The following is a 14,518-nucleotide window of genomic DNA, read 5'->3' on the forward strand; positions in this document are numbered from 1 at the left end:
AAACCAGCAACGGTGCCCCCATCAACCCAGCAGGACGCACAGACACCGAAGTCGAGACGCCCGAAAGTCTCAACCTGGAATTTCAAACCGGGGTCGCGGCTGATACGCTCGTTTTCGGTTCGATCCGCTACGCACGCTATTCCGATACCATCGTATCACCAGACGTCTTTAACGTTCTGACACGCGGTGCGAGCCTGACGTCAATCGAAGATTCCACCGATTACGAAATTGGCGTCGGCCGTCGCTTCAACGACCAGTGGTCTGGCTCGATTGCGATCGGATACCAGCGTGCGGACGGCGACGATCAAGTCTCTCCGCTCGCGCCAACCGATGGTGCACGGTATGTGTCCTTGGGCGCTAAATATCAGGCGACAAGCCAGTTCGATGTGAGCTTGGGCGTGCGCTATACCGAGCTTGGCGATGCGCGGGCAACCACACAGAATACGCCGCAGGCAAACTTCGAAGACAACTCTGCAGTCTCTGTCGGGGTTAAGTTCGGCTACAACTTCTAAGCCCTACCACAGCAACGCTCTATCAGCCCGCCCCAGCAATGTGGCGGGCTTTTTCATGGGCCCGCGATGTCTGATGTCTCGTGGCCGAGGTCTCGCGTCTGGTGTCTGGTGTCTGGGCACAGGCTAGGCTACTCATTGCGAAACAAGACGTTCCAAGGATGACGACCCATGCTTTACCCCTCNGCCGATGCGTGGCGTGCCGCGCCNCATAAACATGTGCTGGTCTTTGGCATGTCGGGTCTGGGCAAGACGCATATGGCGCATCTGCTGCGGCAATCGGGGNGGTGGTTNCACTACTCCATCGACTACCGGATCGGCACGCGATACNTGGGTGAAACCATCGCCGACAACGCCAAGGCCGAAGCGATGAAGGTGCCNTTCCTGCGGGATCTTCTGCTGAGCGACAGCATCTACATCGGGTCAAACATCACCTTTGATAATCTCTCGCCCGTGGCGACCTGGCTGGGCAAGCCCGGCGATGCGGCCAAGGGGGGATTGCCGATGGCGGAATATGCGTCCCGACAGGAAGCGTTCAAACAGGCAGAGATCGCAGCCCTGCGCGACACCGGCCATTTCGCCCGCCGTGCGCAGGCGCTCTATGGGTATCCGCATTTCATCTGTGACACCGGCGGCTCGATCTGTGAATGGGTGGACCCCGATGACGACAGTGATCCGCTGATGCAAACCCTGTCGGCGGAATGTCTGCCGGTCTGGATCAAGGGCGACGATGCNCACACCCAAGAGCTGATCCGCCGCTTTGACAAAGCCCCCAAGCCGATGGCCTATCAACCCGAATTCCTGCTGCGGGTGTGGCAGGAATATCTGAGCGAAAACAACTGCCAAGAGGATGATGTCGATCCGGATGCCTTTATCCGCTGGACCTACGCCCAAGCGCTTGCCCACCGACAGCCGCGCTACGAGGCGATGTCGCGATGGGGGGTGACCGTGACNGCNGATCAGGTGGCCGGGCTCAAATCCGAGGATGATTTCAACGACCTGATCGCGGGGACGTTAAGCGCGTGACCCTTGGCGCCCTCTGCGCGGGCGCTTATCTAAATCCGGCGCAGATGATGCAAGACCTGAGCCCCTAGACGTGGAATACCGACATGCCGATTAAACTGCCTTCCGACCTGCCTGCCTATGACGTGCTGACGCGCGAAGGTGTCATGGTGCTGGACGAGGAAATGGCGGCGCGTCAGGACATCCGGCCTTTGCGCATTGCCTTGCTGAACCTGATGCCGAAAAAGATCCAGACAGANAACCAGTTCGCGCGGTTGATCGGGGCGACGCCCCTGCAGATCGAATTCAGCCTGATCCGCATGTCCGACCACCAGTCGCGCAATACGGCCGCAGATCACCTTGAAAGCTTTTACCGCCCGTTCGAGGAAGTCACCCANGAGAAATTCGATGGGCTGATCATCACCGGTGCCCCGATAGAGCATCTGGACTTTGATGACGTCACCTATTGGGAAGAGCTTACCCGCGTCTTTGACTGGACCCAGACCAATGTCCATTCGACCTTCGGCGTGTGCTGGGGNGGCATGGCGATGATCAATTATTTCCACGGTATCAAAAAGCATCTGTTGGANGAAAANGCNTTCGGNTGCTTCCGCCACAGCAACCTTGAACCGTCGTCGCCCTATCTGCGCGGGTTCTCGGATGATCTGGTGGTGCCGGTCAGCCGTTGGACCGAAATGCGCGCGGCAGAGGTCGACGCCGTGCCCAGCCTGACCACCCTGCTCGGCAGNAAGGAGGTCGGCCCCTGTCTGGTCGAGGATGCAGGGCATCGGGCNCTCTATATCTTCAATCACCTTGAATATGACCGCGACACATTGAAGGANGAATATGACCGCGATGTCGCCCAAGGCACGCCGATCAACGTGCCCTGCAACTANTACCCCGATGATGANCCNGCNCAGGTGCCGCTGAACCGCTGGCGCAGCCATGCGCATCTGCTCTACGGCAACTGGATCAACGAGATCTACCAGACCACNCACTACGATCTNAACGACATCGGTCGCAGCAATTTTGGGACGTAGCATGCTGTTGATCCTGACGCTGGTCGCCNTGGGCTTGGTGATCGTGGTGCACTGGCGGGCCAGCNCNCGNGAGGCTGNGGCCAACGCCGCCTNCCCGCCGATTGGCGAGCTGATCGATATCGACGGCGTCAAGGTCCATGCCAAGGTGCAGGGCAGCGGGCCGGATCTGGTGCTGATCCACGGGGCGTCAGGGAATATGCGGGATTTCACCTTTGACATGGTGGACCAGCTTNCCGACCGCTACCGCGTTATCCTGTTCGACCGTCCNGGGCTCGGTTGGACCGACAACCTGCCCCAGCACGCGGGCGCATGGAATGCCACNGCGGCCACACCCCATGAACAGGCCGCGCTGTTGCAAAAGGCAGCGGACAGGCTTGGGGTGAGCAACCCGATCGTGCTGGGGCACAGCTATGGCGGCGCGGTGGCGCTGGCGTGGGGGCTGTCGCGGCCCGATGACACGGCGGCGCTGGTGCTCGTATCCGCCGTCTCCGAGCCGTGGGAAGGTGACCTTGGCTGGCAGTACAAGCTCACCGGTTCTGCCTTTGGGTCGGGAATTGTGATCCCGCTGGTCACCGCCTTCGTGCCGCAGGGATTTGTGCACGCCAGCGTCGGCGCGATCTTTGCCCCGCAAGCCACGCCTGACGGCTATAGTGACCACATCGGCACCGGCCTGTCCCTGCGCCGGATGTCCATGCGCGCCAATGCGCAACAGGTGAACACGTTGCTGCCCGAGATCAAGAAGATGGTCCCGAAGTATGATACGCTGACCATGCCGGTCGAGCTGATCCACGGCACCGCAGACACTATCGTCCCGCTGGATGTCCACGCGGCAATCGCCACGCCGCAACTGCCCGACGCGGTGCTGACCACCCTGCCCGGCATCGGCCATATGCCACAACATGTGACCCAACCCGACGTCATCGCCGCCATTGACCGCGCAGCGACACGTGCGGGTTTGCGCTAGGGGGCAGAACGCTCCATAAGTTAGGGTGAACAGGATATTTGAGGAGGCCCCCATGGACCTGCCCTTTGACGGTGCGATCAGCGCCTATTTCGAAAACGACGCGCCCGCGCCCATCAACAAGGCGATCAAACGCGCCGACAAGGACGATATCCTGAGCGACAGCTACCCCCATTCCGAACGTCTGGGGCGCAAGCAATATGACCGCGAGATGGATCGGCTCCAGATCGAACTGGTCAAGCTGCAAGCATGGGCGCGCGACACCGGCACGCGTATTACTATGATCTTTGAAGGCCGCGACGCTGCGGGCAAAGGCGGCACCATCTCGCGCTTCCGTCAGAATTTGAACCAGCGTTCCGCCCATGTGGTGGCCCTGCCCAAACCCACCGAAACCGAAGCTGGGCAATGGTATTTTCAACGCTATATCAAGCATTTGCCGACCGCCGGTGACATGGTTTTCTTTGATCGCAGCTGGTACAATCGCGGCGTCGTCGAACCGGTTTTCGGCTTTTGCACCGAGGCCCAGCGTGAAGCCTTCTTCGATCAGGTGGTCCCGCTGGAAAAGATGCTGGTCGACGATGGGCTGCACCTGTTCAAATTCTGGCTCAACGTAGGCCGCGGCGAACAGCTGCGGCGGATGCTCGCGCGCGAAGGCGACCCGCTAAAGCAATGGAAGCTCAGCATCATCGATGTCAAAGGGCTGGCGAAATGGGACGCCTATAGCGCCGCGATCAAGGACACGCTGCAGCGGTCCCACACGCCGCAGACCCCGTGGACGGTGATCCGCTCTGACGATAAACGCCGCGCGCGGCTGGCAGCGATCCGGACCGTGCTCCACGCGTTTGACTACACAGGCAAAGACACCAAAGCGATCGGCGCGATTGATGACCAGATTTGCGGCGGACCGGATATCTGGGATGCCTAAACGCGGCTATCACCACGGCAACCTGCGACAGGCGCTGATCGACGGCGCGCTCAAACTGATCGAGGATCGCGGCCCCACGGGGTTCACCCTATCAGAGGCGGCGAAACAGGCGGGTGTCACCCCCGCAGCCGTCTATCGCCATTTCGAGGGCCGCGAAGACCTGATCGCCGAAGGCGCATTGCAAGGCTATGATATCTTTGCCGAATTGATGGAAGCCGCGTATCAATCCGGCCAGCCTTCCGCGCTCAAGGCGTTCGAGGCGACAGGCCGTGCCTATCTTGCCTTCGCCCGCGATTATCCGGGCCATTACATCGCGATGTTCGAAAGCGGCATCTCCGTCAACCGCACCCCCGATCTGGCCGCCGCTGCGGCGCGGGCCAATGGGGTACTGGAACAGGCTGCAAGCGATCTCAGCCAGCATATCCCGTTGGAAAAGCGCCCGCCCGCCTCGATGTTCTCGGCCCATATCTGGGCGCTGAGCCACGGGGTGGTTGAACTCTTCGCCCGGAATTCCCCCGGCAGGGCCTCTCCCTTTCCCGCAGATGATCTGCTGGAAAGCGGCATTGGCATCTACCTGCGCGGCCTTGGTCTGGTGGGACCGGACGACTAGGCGGCGATTTCCGCCAAGGCCTGCGCCGCGATCTCGAAGGATTTGACCCGCGCGGCATGGTCGTGGATCTGCCCTGTCAGGATCAATTCATCCGGTTGATATGTCTCAATCATTTGCGACAGTTGCCGCGCGACGCGCTCAGGGCTGCCCACGGCCGTGACCCGCAGGGCCTGATCGACGGCCTGACGCATCTGCACGCCAACTTCGGCATCAATATCGCGCACCGGACGCGGCAGCTTGCCCGGTTTGCCGGTGCGCAACCGCACAAAAGCCTGCTGCATGGAGGTCCGAAGGTAGGCCCCCTCTTCATCGGTATCCGCCGCGAAAACATTCGCCGCCAACATGAAATGCGGTTTCTCCCACTGCGCCGAGGGTTTGAAATCGCGACGGTAAATCGCCACGGCGTCTTCCAACGCATCGGGGGCGAAATGCGAGGCAAAGGCATAGGGCAGCCCGAAATGCGCCGCCAGCTGCGCCCCATAAAGCGAAGAGCCCAATATCCACACCGGCACATGCGTGCCCTGACCCGGATGCGCCATCACACGCGCCCCCGCAGGGGCCTCGCCAAGATAGCCGATCAGCTCGGCCACATCTTCGGGGAAACGGTCGCCCCCTTGCATCCCGCGCCGCAAGGCGTGGTACACGGCCTGATCCCCACCGGGCGCGCGGCCAAGGCCCAGATCAATCCGGTCTCCGTGGATCGTGGCAAGCGTGCCAAACTGCTCTGCAATCGCCAGCGGCGCGTGGTTCGGCAACATGATGCCCCCCGCGCCCACACGGATGCGAGAGGTGTGATCCGCCACATGCCCGATCAACACCGATGTCGCGGCAGAGGCGATCCCCGGCATGTTGTGATGCTCTGCCATCCAGTAGCGATAATATCCCGCCGCTTCGGTCCGCTTTGCCAGATCAATCGTATTCGCAATAGCTTGACGGGCATCTGATCCTTCGGGCACGGGGGAAAGATCAAGGACTGAATATCGCATGGGGCGGCTCCGTTTTTAACGCATCCTTTACCTAAGCACGCGGCCTAGAAAACAAAACCACCCCGCCGGCTTCATTTTGCGAAATAAACTCTCCCCGAAGGGTCGGCTGGCCTCAGGCGCATACGAAAAAGGCCGCCCCGGCAGGAGCGGCCTTTTCCAAAAACTGTAAAGTAAAGCTTAACGCTTGGAGAACTGGAAGCTCTTACGCGCTTTCGCACGACCGTACTTCTTACGCTCAACAACACGGCTGTCGCGTGTCAGGAAGCCTGCCGCTTTCAGCGCGCCGCGCAGGGAGGGATCGTAGAGCTGCAGTGCTTTGGAAACACCGTGCTTCACCGCGCCCGCCTGACCGGACAGACCGCCACCTTTCACAGTTGCAACAACGTCGAACTGACCGTCGGTGCCTGTGATGGTGAATGGCTGTGCCAAGATCATCTGCAGAACGGGGCGTGCAAAATATTCGTTTTGCGCTTTGCCGTTTACGATGACTTTACCGGAACCTGGTTTGATCCAGACGCGGGCAACCGCATCTTTACGCTTACCGGTTGCATAGGCGCGGCCTTGCGCGTCACGCACGGGCTCGCGTGGGGTCATTTCAACTTCTGTCCCCTGAACGCCACCGATGTTCTCGGTTACGGCCGCTTCGAGGCCTTCGAGTGTTTTGATTTCATCAGCCATGCTTATGCACTCCGCGTGTTTTTAGAGTTCATGGATTTCACGTCCAGAACCTCGGGGCTTTGCGCCTCGTGGGGGTGTTCGGAACCGGCGTAAACGCGCAGGTTGGTCATGATCTGGCGGCTCAGGCGGTTGCCGGGCAGCATGCGCTTGACCGCTTGGGTCACAACACGCTCGGGGTGCGCACCTTCAAGGATCTGAGCTTTGGTACGCTCCTTGATCCCGCCGGGGTGGCCGGTGTGCCAGTAGAAGTTTTCTTCACGCTTCTTGCCGGTCATCTGGATTTTCTCGGCATTGATCACGATGACGTTGTCGCCGCAATCCATGTGAGGGGTGTAGGAAGGCTTGTGCTTGCCGCGCAGACGCATGGCAATGATCGACGCAAGACGGCCAAGGACGACGCCTTCAGCGTCGACGATGATCCATTTCTTGTCGATATCTGCCGGTGTTGCAGAAAAGGTTTTCATGGAGGGAATTCCCGTTACTTTGGTGAAAGGGTCCGAAACCGAACCCCGCTATCTGATGGCTGGGTTATAAACACGCCCTTCGCCACGTCAAGCGCCACATTCCCTATTTTCTCACACAAAAACAATGCCTTGCAAATTAGGTATTATTATACCCCACGAAAATCACACGCTCAACTGCTCGGGTGGAGAGTCCAGCAGATGTCGCAGGCGCATGATCGCATCCTCAAAACTGTGCAGCGCCACGCCTGCGTTGATCGCAAGCCGCACCGCATGGGGCGCGCGGGCATCGCGGCAGACGAATTCCTCGGCCGAGCGGATTTGAACGCCCTGCCCTTCAGCCGCCTGACAGAACGCACCCGCACGCCAGCCAACCGGCAGGCTCAGCCANAANAACGGCACGTTGGTGCGCCACGCCACATCATATCCGCCCAGTATATTCACCGCGCTTTGGACATAGGCGTTAAAGCCCTGACGCGTGCCNTCGGCGATGGTGTCGATATCGGGATGCACCAGCAGCTTGGCACATAGGTCGATCAACGGGGTNGCAAGGCCNAAGCAATTNTANTCGGCCACGCGACGCAGATCGGGTGTGCGCTGGCGCGGGCCGATNGCGAANCCGATGCGCAGCGCAGGGGTCAGGGTCTTGGCCAGTGANGAGACATACCAGCCGCGTTCGGGCGCAAGCATCCGGTAGGTCGGCGCACGCTCTACGCGCATGCGATAACAATCGTCCTCGACAATTTGAAAGTCATGTTTGCGCGCCACCTCGACCAGCGCCTCNCGGCGCGCCACAGGTGTGAANCCGGCGGTCGGGTTNTGGACTTCGGGCGAGGTGCAGAAAATCTGAAGATCATGGTTCCGCGCCACCTCGTCCAGCGCTTCGGGGATCACGCCGTCTTTATCCATNGCCACCGGAATGACATCGGCGCGCAGCAGCTCGCCCGCGCGGCGGAAACCGGGGTACGACAGCTCTTCAATCGCGATGGCGGGGCGTCGGCCTTGCAGGATGGACTGGAANACGAGNGACAGACCGTTTTGCCCGCCGTGAGACAGGATCACATCGGCCTCGGTAAAGGATCCCAGNGGCGTGCCGGCCAGCCATTTGACCACAGCTTCGCGNGCGGGGCGCGCCCCGGTGCGGCTGGGATAATGCATCACACCTGACGCCGGATCCTGAGCGANCTCGGCCATCAGGTTGCGGATCAGNGTCGCCTGCCCNGCNGATGGNAGNTGCGGCGAGAACATGTTCACGGCATAGGTGTCCGCGGGGTAGTTCTTNGTNCCTTGATGCACGTGGTGGGCGATCACATCCATCTCGATCGGGCTGTTGCGATCGGGGGTCGTGGGCGGCAGGGCGACAAAGGTGCCGCGCCCGACCTCGGCCTGCAACGTNCCGCTTTCGGTCAGCATCGTATAGGCCCGTGCCACGGTCCCCGGCGTAACGCCAAGCTTCCATGCCAGTTCCCGCACCGGCGGCAGTTTTTCCCCCGCCGATAAAGCGCCGTTCGAGATANCGTTTCGTATCATTGTAACAACGGCTTTGTATTTNGGGCCAGGCCCGTCAATNTGATCAGGTTGCCAAATTGTACCCATTACAATGTTTNCCTTTNCAAAATGTATCNCATTTTGTACCCCTTTGTTACGGCAAAACGTAACATTGTGTCAATACAATTCAGAAATAGGAGATTCTCATGACACAGACCCTGACCCTCAACCACGAAACTGTGGCAATCCTGAACCAGCGCAGCACACCGTTTGCCGCTGTTCTTGCGGTCAAATTTGCGGTCTGCGTCACGAAGATGGCATCGCGTCGCCGGACACGCAAAGCGCTCGCACAGCTTGAGCCTTGGCAGTTGGCAGACGTGGGACTCACACCGCGACAGGCTCATGATGAGTCTATTCGGGTGTTCTGGAAGGCGTAACGTCCCTGTGGCGCAGTCCAGACCTCTTCACTCGGGCCGGTAAATACCGGCCCTTTTTTCCATTGTACCCGTTAGTGNGGGGTACAATCAGCGTGGCGGAATGGCATAGGTCAGCGATGCCCGCGCGACAGGGTCGTCCAGCCCGTCGGNATAGACCANCACATCACAAATCGACAGNAGNTTGCCAAGCTTGAGCAATCGCGTCTTGGCGATCAGATCGGTNTTGGCCGCNGGNTTGCGCATGAAATCGATCGAACAGTTTGTGGTCACCGCCAGCGCCTTGGGCCCGATTCGCGCCAAGGTCATCAGATAGGCGCTGACATCGGCCAGCGCGAAGATCGACGGGCCGGACACGGTGCCGCCGGGGCGCAGGTGCCGGTCCGCGGTGAGCAAACGTGTGGTCAGATCCGTCTCTCCGACATGGTCGATGGCGAAATCATCGGCGACCTGCTTGAACACGTCTTTCATAAAAACCGCGAGCGCATCGGCATCCATCATAATTGGCATACTTGTCCTCCCTCATATGTCGCGGCTAGGCTCAGGGAAAAGCGGGAGGGGTTCAAGATGACAATGGTCGAAATGGCATGTGACGGTGCGGTAGTCCGGTTGACGATGAACGCGCCGGACCGGTTGAACGCGCTGTCGGACGAGATGCTGGCCGCGTTGCAGGCGCGTCTGGACGAGATCGCGCATCGNCCNGATATNCGGGTCGTCATCCTNGCCGGGGCGGGCAAGGCGTTCTGCGCCGGGCATGANCTGAAGCAGATGACGGCGTTGCGCGACGCCAAGGATGGGGGTGTCGCCGGCTTCCAAGACCTGTTCGAACGCTGCGCCCGTCTGATGGCGCGCATCCAGTCCCTGCCCCAGCCCGTGATCGCGCAGGTCCACGGCATCGCCACTGCCGCGGGATGTCAGCTGGTCGCGACCTGCGATCTTGCGGTCGCGGCCGAGGATACGTGCTTTGGCGTGAACGGGGTGAATATCGGCCTGTTCTGTTCGACCCCGATGGTTGCGCTCAGCCGCAATATCCCGCGCAAACAGGCGTTCGAGATGCTGACCACNGGCGAGTTTATCGATGCAGCCCGCGCCCGCGAGCTNGGGTTGATCAACCGTATCGCCCCACCAGACGAGCTTGCGACGCAGACGACAGCGCTGGCCCAGCANATCGNGGACAAGCTGGGCACAGCGGTCAAGATCGGCAAACAGGCCTTCTATGCGCAGCTCGCCATGCCGGTCGCNCAAGCTTATGTCTACACNGGNGACGTGATGGTGGAAAACATGCTCAACCCCGACACGGNCGAGGGNATCGCGGCCTTTCTGGAAAAACGCACTCCTGAGTGGGATCAGTAAGCCGGAAACAGACTGTTTCCGATGGTGCCGCACAGATCACGAATTCGTGCTTTCAATTCGGGCGCTTTTGTGGCACAAATAAGACAAGGCAGATGCCTTGATGATTTTGGGTCGCCGCCGGCGGAAGGTCCCTCCAGGTCAGCCTCTCACTGACCGACCGTTCCCGCAGCGGCGACCCCAAAAATCCCCCTTCACATTCAATCGANATGTTTGANGGNCNAAAGGGCGGCGGGCACGCGTTNCGCGACAGNCACCGCTGGCTATTGCACCGCGNCAGCCCCTGCCCTACATCGCTGNCATGACACATACACTCCATATCATCGGCGGCGGCATGGCCGGATCAGAGGCCGCCTGGCAGGCGGCGAACGCGGGCATTCAGGTTGTGCTCCATGAAATGCGGCCCAAGGTCGGCACCTTCGCGCATCAGACGGGGCTGCTGGGGGAAATGGTCTGCTCCAACTCCTTCCGCTCGGATGATAACGAACAGAACGCCGTGGGGCTGCTGCATTGGGAGATGCGTGCCGCCAACGGGCTGATCATGGCAACCGCCGAGAAACACCGCCTGCCCGCCGGCGGCGCCCTGGCTGTGGACCGTGATCCCTTCGCGCAATCGGTGACAGACGCGCTGATGGCGCATCCNAATATCTCTGTCGAATATGGCGAGATCACCGATCTGCCGCGCGAGGGTCACTGGATCATCGCGACCGGCCCGCTGACCTCGGGCGATCTGGCGCAGTCTATCGCCGCCGAAACCGGTGCCGAGGCNCTGGCCTTTTTCGACGCGATCGCGCCGATCATCTANCACGACAGCATNGATATGAGCAAAGCGTGGATGCAATCGCGCTATGACAAGGGCGAGACCGAGGAAGAGCGTACAGCCTACCTCAACTGCCCGATGACCAANGACCAATACGAGGCATTCATNGACGCGCTGCTGGCCGCGGANAANACNGAATTCAAGGAAGGCGAGACNGCNGGTTACTTCGACGGCTGCCTCCCGATCGAGGTGATGGCCGAACGCGGGCGCGAAACGCTGCGCTTTGGCCCGATGAAGCCCGTCGGCCTGACCAACCCCCATGATCCCGACANCAAACCCTATGCCGTGGTGCANCTGCGCCGCGATAACAAGTTGGGCACGTTGTATAATATCGTCGGCTTCCAGACCAAAATGAAATACGGGGCCCAGACAGAGGTGCTGCGGATGATCCCGGGGCTTGAAAATGCCTCCTTCGCGCGGCTCGGCGGTATCCACCGCAATACNTTCCTGAACTCGCCCACGNTGTTGGACGACCAGATGCGTCTGCGCAGCCAGCCGAACGTGCGGTTTGCNGGGCAGATCACCGGNGTCGAAGGCTATGTGGAAAGCGCTGCGATGGGGCTGCTTGCCGGGCGTNTGGCCGTGGCCGAGATCAAGGGCGAAGCGGCCNCNCCNCCCCCGCCGACCACTGCGACCGGTGCCTTGATTACCCATATCACCGGCGGCGCGGATGCGAAAACCTTCCAGCCGATGAACGTCAACTTTGGCCTGTTCCCACCGGTCGAGGGGCTGAAATCNGGCCGTCGCGGCCGCAAGGATCGCTATAAAGCCTACACCGACCGCGCCAAGACAGACTGGCAGGGCTGGCTGGACGGCNCCACGCCCGCAGCATGAGCTTTCGCACCCGGTTCGCNCCGTCGCCCACCGGGCCGCTGCATCTGGGGCACGCCTATTCGGCGCTGGTGGCCCACGATATGGCGCGCGCCCAAGGTGGCAGCTTTTTGCTGCGGTTCGAGGACACGGATCTGGAGCGATCAAANCCCGAATACATGCGCCAAGCGTTGGACGATCTGGCGTGGCTGGGCATCACATGGGATGCACCNCCNCTGATGCAATCCGAAAANCTTGATGTNTATAATCAAAGTGTTGAGGCGCTTTCTTCACGTGGATTGACCTATCCCTGCCGNTGTAGCCGCAAAGATATNGCCGCCGCGCTCGCCGCGCCGCAGGAAGGGGCACCGCATAGCGTCTATCCGCAGACCTGCAAAACGCGCAGCATGGACGACCGCGGACCGAATGACGCCATCCGCCTGCATATGGNCNGNGCGCTTGAGCAAGNCTCAGACGGGCTGGGGTTCATAGAGGACGGGCCGCTACACACCGGCCCCCATCCCCTTGATCACGCAGCGCTTTTGACAAAGATCGGTGATATCGTGGTGGGGCGCAAAGACATCCAGACCGCCGCCTACTTCCTTGCCTCTGCCATCGACGATATCCGCGAGGGGATCACCCATGTGGTGCGCGGCGTGGATCTGTTTGACTTCACTCAGGTGCAAGTGTTGCTGCTGGATCTGCTGGGCCACAAACCCCCGCGCTATTTCCACCACGATCTGATCCGTGATGAAAATGGCAAGCGGCTGGCCAAACGCGATGACGCGCGCGCAATCTCCTTGTACCGGTGCGAAGGCGCGTCACCACAAGATATTCGTTCAATGATAGGGCTTTAGCGCCTATTCATCATCCATTACGTCAAGCGTGATGCGTTCGGCACCATCCTCGACCAGCGTGTAAAAGCAGCTTCGCCGTCCTGTGTGACAGGCCGCCCCCGTCTGGTGCACCTTCACCAGCAGGCAATCGCGGTCACAGTCGATGCGCAGCTCGACCAGCTCTTGCACGTGGCCGCTGGTGTCGCCCTTGATCCAGAACGACTGGCGAGAGCGGCTCCAATAGGTGACGCGGCCGGTTTCCAGCGTTTGGGTGACGGCCTGCGCATTCATCCACGCCATCATCAACACCTCGCCCGTGGTCGCATCCTGCGCAATCGCGGGGATCAGCCCTGCTTCGTTGAAATTCAATGTGCTGGTGTCAAAGTCCATCGCCGTGCCTTCAGTTTGTTTTTGCATCATCCGCGTGAAGGCTTATGTAAGGGTTAACGACACAGAGGAACAGCCATGAGTGACGAGACAGACCTGATCAAGCTATACTCGGCGCGGATTTTGGGGCTTGCGGCTGACATCCCACATCTGGGGCGCTTGGAAAATCCCGATGCCAGCGTCACGCGGCGCTCGCCCCTATGTGGGTCCACCGTCACGGTCGATGTCGTGGTCGAAGATGGCAAGCTGGCGCAGATGGGGCAGGATGTGAAGGCCTGCGCCTTGGGGCAAGCCTCTGCCGCTGTGGCCGGTGCGGCGGCAGTTGGTGCCACGTTGGATCAGATCCAGACGGCGCGGGATCAGTTGAAAGCGATGTTGAAAGGCCAAGGCCCCGTGCCCGACGCCCCCTTTGACGGGTTCGAGGTGCTGACCCCCGCGGTGGCCTATAAAAACCGTCATGCGTCCATCCTGCTGACGATAGAGGCGTTGGCCGAAGCGATGGAACAGACCCAAGAGGTCGCGCAAAACGGCTAGGCCCGTTCCGCGGCTTTCTGCGCAAATAGCACCGTGGCAGCGATGCCGCCCGAGCCGTGAACGCCCCCCACCGAACGCCTATACAAAAAAACGCCGCACATCCGGGCAGGATGGCGGCGTAAGGGTGCGGTGACCGTGAAGGCTCGTTTTGATCCGTGACAGAGGGGACAACTCGGGCACAGGGACGAAGGTATTGCGGACTTCGCCAACGCATAGAGTTTGGGACAGATGCGCGGGCTAGATCAAAACAACACGGTTTACGCAGGCAGAAGTCAAACGAAGGCGGGAAGGTGCAGACCGACCACGAGGATGACAACCAAGGCAGCCGCCCCTGCGGCATCTTGCAACAGCGTGTCTTTCGACCGTTTGGCAATGGCTTTGACTGTAAGGATCGTGGTCATTTGCGTTCTCCCGTTTCCGTTGCCTATTTGTTCTCATTTTCAAACCCCTGTGTAAAGAACTTTATGAGAACAAAAGAGAACAAAATAGGATTAAATTGCTAACCCACTGATATCAAACGGATCGCTTCGTCCTGACGCATCAGCCATAACAGCAGCCGGGCGGCTGTGCCGCGTGGGGTCGTCAGATCAGGGTCCACAGCCAGCAGGGCGCGCGCATCCGATTGGGCGACCTGCATCAAACCCGCCTGTTTCTCCAGATCCGCCACCCGAAACCGCGGTACGCCAG

General features: G+C 60.4%; 18 protein-coding genes and 1 pseudogene. 11 read left to right on the forward strand and 8 right to left on the reverse strand.

The genetic code is table 11. The features are described from left to right. The 6 genes and pseudogenes from CBB63_RS13465 to CBB63_RS13490 form a co-directional block, all read left to right on the forward strand. Positions 1 to 512: pseudogene (locus tag CBB63_RS13465) on the forward strand (OmpP1/FadL family transporter); the annotation flags it as partial. Positions 513 to 680: 168 nt separating this feature from the next. Further along, positions 681 to 1,535: an ATPase gene (locus CBB63_RS13470; RefSeq protein WP_286699518.1), complete on the forward strand. Its 855-nt coding sequence runs from the start codon at positions 681 to 683 to the stop codon at positions 1,533 to 1,535. 83 nt (positions 1,536 to 1,618) lie between these two features. Beyond that, positions 1,619 to 2,551 carry a homoserine O-succinyltransferase gene (locus CBB63_RS13475; RefSeq protein ID WP_286699519.1) on the forward strand — a complete coding sequence of 311 codons (933 nt, stop codon included), beginning with the start codon at positions 1,619 to 1,621 and terminating at the stop codon, positions 2,549 to 2,551. A gap of 1 nt (position 2,552) precedes the next feature. Then, positions 2,553 to 3,515 (forward strand): alpha/beta fold hydrolase, encoded by a 963-nt coding sequence (locus CBB63_RS13480; RefSeq protein WP_286699520.1) that lies wholly within the window; start codon positions 2,553 to 2,555, stop codon positions 3,513 to 3,515. 52 nt (positions 3,516 to 3,567) lie between these two features. After that, entirely contained in the window at positions 3,568 to 4,437 is an 870-nt protein-coding gene (ppk2, locus tag CBB63_RS13485) for a polyphosphate kinase 2 (RefSeq protein ID WP_286699521.1), read from the forward strand. After that, entirely contained in the window at positions 4,430 to 5,047 is a 618-nt protein-coding gene (locus CBB63_RS13490) for a TetR/AcrR family transcriptional regulator (protein WP_005853462.1), read from the forward strand. The genes ppk2 and CBB63_RS13490 overlap by 8 nt, the downstream gene beginning before the upstream one ends. Here CBB63_RS13490 and CBB63_RS13495 read toward each other — a convergent pair. From CBB63_RS13495 to CBB63_RS13510, 4 genes are all read right to left on the reverse strand, one after another. Continuing rightward, positions 5,044 to 6,033: an LLM class flavin-dependent oxidoreductase gene (locus tag CBB63_RS13495; protein WP_009824573.1), complete on the reverse strand. Its 990-nt coding sequence runs from the start codon at positions 6,031 to 6,033 to the stop codon at positions 5,044 to 5,046. The genes CBB63_RS13490 and CBB63_RS13495 overlap by 4 nt on opposite strands. Before the next feature lie 177 nt (positions 6,034 to 6,210). After that, positions 6,211 to 6,711, reverse strand: a complete 501-nt coding sequence (gene rpsI / locus CBB63_RS13500) for a 30S ribosomal protein S9 (protein ID WP_005853459.1) — start codon at positions 6,709 to 6,711, stop codon at positions 6,211 to 6,213. Positions 6,712 to 6,713: 2 nt separating this feature from the next. Then, positions 6,714 to 7,175, reverse strand: coding sequence for a 50S ribosomal protein L13 (gene rplM / locus CBB63_RS13505; protein WP_005853457.1), 462 nt, complete (start codon positions 7,173 to 7,175; stop codon positions 6,714 to 6,716). 162 nt (positions 7,176 to 7,337) lie between these two features. Next, the gene (locus tag CBB63_RS13510) at positions 7,338 to 8,768 is read right to left on the reverse strand and encodes an aminotransferase-like domain-containing protein (RefSeq protein WP_286699522.1); all 1,431 of its coding nucleotides are present in this window, start codon (positions 8,766 to 8,768) and stop codon (positions 7,338 to 7,340) included. A 98-nt stretch (positions 8,769 to 8,866) separates the two neighbouring features. On the opposite strand from CBB63_RS13510, the gene CBB63_RS13515 reads away from it, so the two are divergent. Then, positions 8,867 to 9,097 (forward strand): DUF1127 domain-containing protein, encoded by a 231-nt coding sequence (locus CBB63_RS13515; protein ID WP_005853453.1) that lies wholly within the window; start codon positions 8,867 to 8,869, stop codon positions 9,095 to 9,097. Between the two features lie 87 nt (positions 9,098 to 9,184). On the opposite strand, the gene CBB63_RS13520 is transcribed toward CBB63_RS13515, so the two are convergent. Then, positions 9,185 to 9,604 carry a PaaI family thioesterase gene (locus CBB63_RS13520; RefSeq protein WP_286699523.1) on the reverse strand — a complete coding sequence of 140 codons (420 nt, stop codon included), beginning with the start codon at positions 9,602 to 9,604 and terminating at the stop codon, positions 9,185 to 9,187. 57 nt (positions 9,605 to 9,661) lie between these two features. Between CBB63_RS13520 and CBB63_RS13525 the strand changes: the two genes are divergently transcribed. The 3 genes from CBB63_RS13525 (at position 9,662) to gluQRS (ending at position 12,931) form a co-directional block, all read left to right on the forward strand. Then, the gene (locus CBB63_RS13525; RefSeq protein WP_286699524.1) at positions 9,662 to 10,447 is read left to right on the forward strand and encodes an enoyl-CoA hydratase; all 786 of its coding nucleotides are present in this window, start codon (positions 9,662 to 9,664) and stop codon (positions 10,445 to 10,447) included. 298 nt (positions 10,448 to 10,745) lie between these two features. Further along, positions 10,746 to 12,098 carry a methylenetetrahydrofolate--tRNA-(uracil(54)-C(5))-methyltransferase (FADH(2)-oxidizing) TrmFO gene (gene trmFO / locus CBB63_RS13530; RefSeq protein WP_286699525.1) on the forward strand — a complete coding sequence of 451 codons (1,353 nt, stop codon included), beginning with the start codon at positions 10,746 to 10,748 and terminating at the stop codon, positions 12,096 to 12,098. Further along, positions 12,095 to 12,931: a tRNA glutamyl-Q(34) synthetase GluQRS gene (gluQRS, locus tag CBB63_RS13535; protein ID WP_286699526.1), complete on the forward strand. Its 837-nt coding sequence runs from the start codon at positions 12,095 to 12,097 to the stop codon at positions 12,929 to 12,931. Before trmFO ends, gluQRS begins: the two co-directional genes overlap by 4 nt. A 3-nt stretch (positions 12,932 to 12,934) precedes the next feature. Here the strand turns inward: gluQRS and hisI are convergent, their stop codons facing one another. Further along, the gene (hisI, locus tag CBB63_RS13540) at positions 12,935 to 13,300 is read right to left on the reverse strand and encodes a phosphoribosyl-AMP cyclohydrolase (protein WP_286699527.1); all 366 of its coding nucleotides are present in this window, start codon (positions 13,298 to 13,300) and stop codon (positions 12,935 to 12,937) included. Between the two features lie 75 nt (positions 13,301 to 13,375). Between hisI and CBB63_RS13545 the strand changes: the two genes are divergently transcribed. Then, positions 13,376 to 13,831: an iron-sulfur cluster assembly scaffold protein gene (locus tag CBB63_RS13545; RefSeq protein WP_005853441.1), complete on the forward strand. Its 456-nt coding sequence runs from the start codon at positions 13,376 to 13,378 to the stop codon at positions 13,829 to 13,831. Between the two features lie 272 nt (positions 13,832 to 14,103). Here the strand turns inward: CBB63_RS13545 and CBB63_RS13550 are convergent, their stop codons facing one another. Together CBB63_RS13550 and CBB63_RS13555 are read right to left on the reverse strand one after the other, a co-directional pair. Further along, a complete protein-coding gene (locus tag CBB63_RS13550; protein ID WP_005853439.1) occupies positions 14,104 to 14,232 on the reverse strand; it encodes a hypothetical protein in 129 nt (42 codons plus the stop codon). Positions 14,233 to 14,330: 98 nt separating this feature from the next. Beyond that, a partial coding sequence (locus CBB63_RS13555) for a hypothetical protein (RefSeq protein WP_286699528.1) occupies positions 14,331 to 14,518 on the reverse strand: 188 nt, incomplete at its 5' end.

The organism is Sulfitobacter sp. TMED3 (assembly GCF_002167505.1).
Taxonomy (GTDB): domain Bacteria; phylum Pseudomonadota; class Alphaproteobacteria; order Rhodobacterales; family Rhodobacteraceae; genus Sulfitobacter; species Sulfitobacter pontiacus.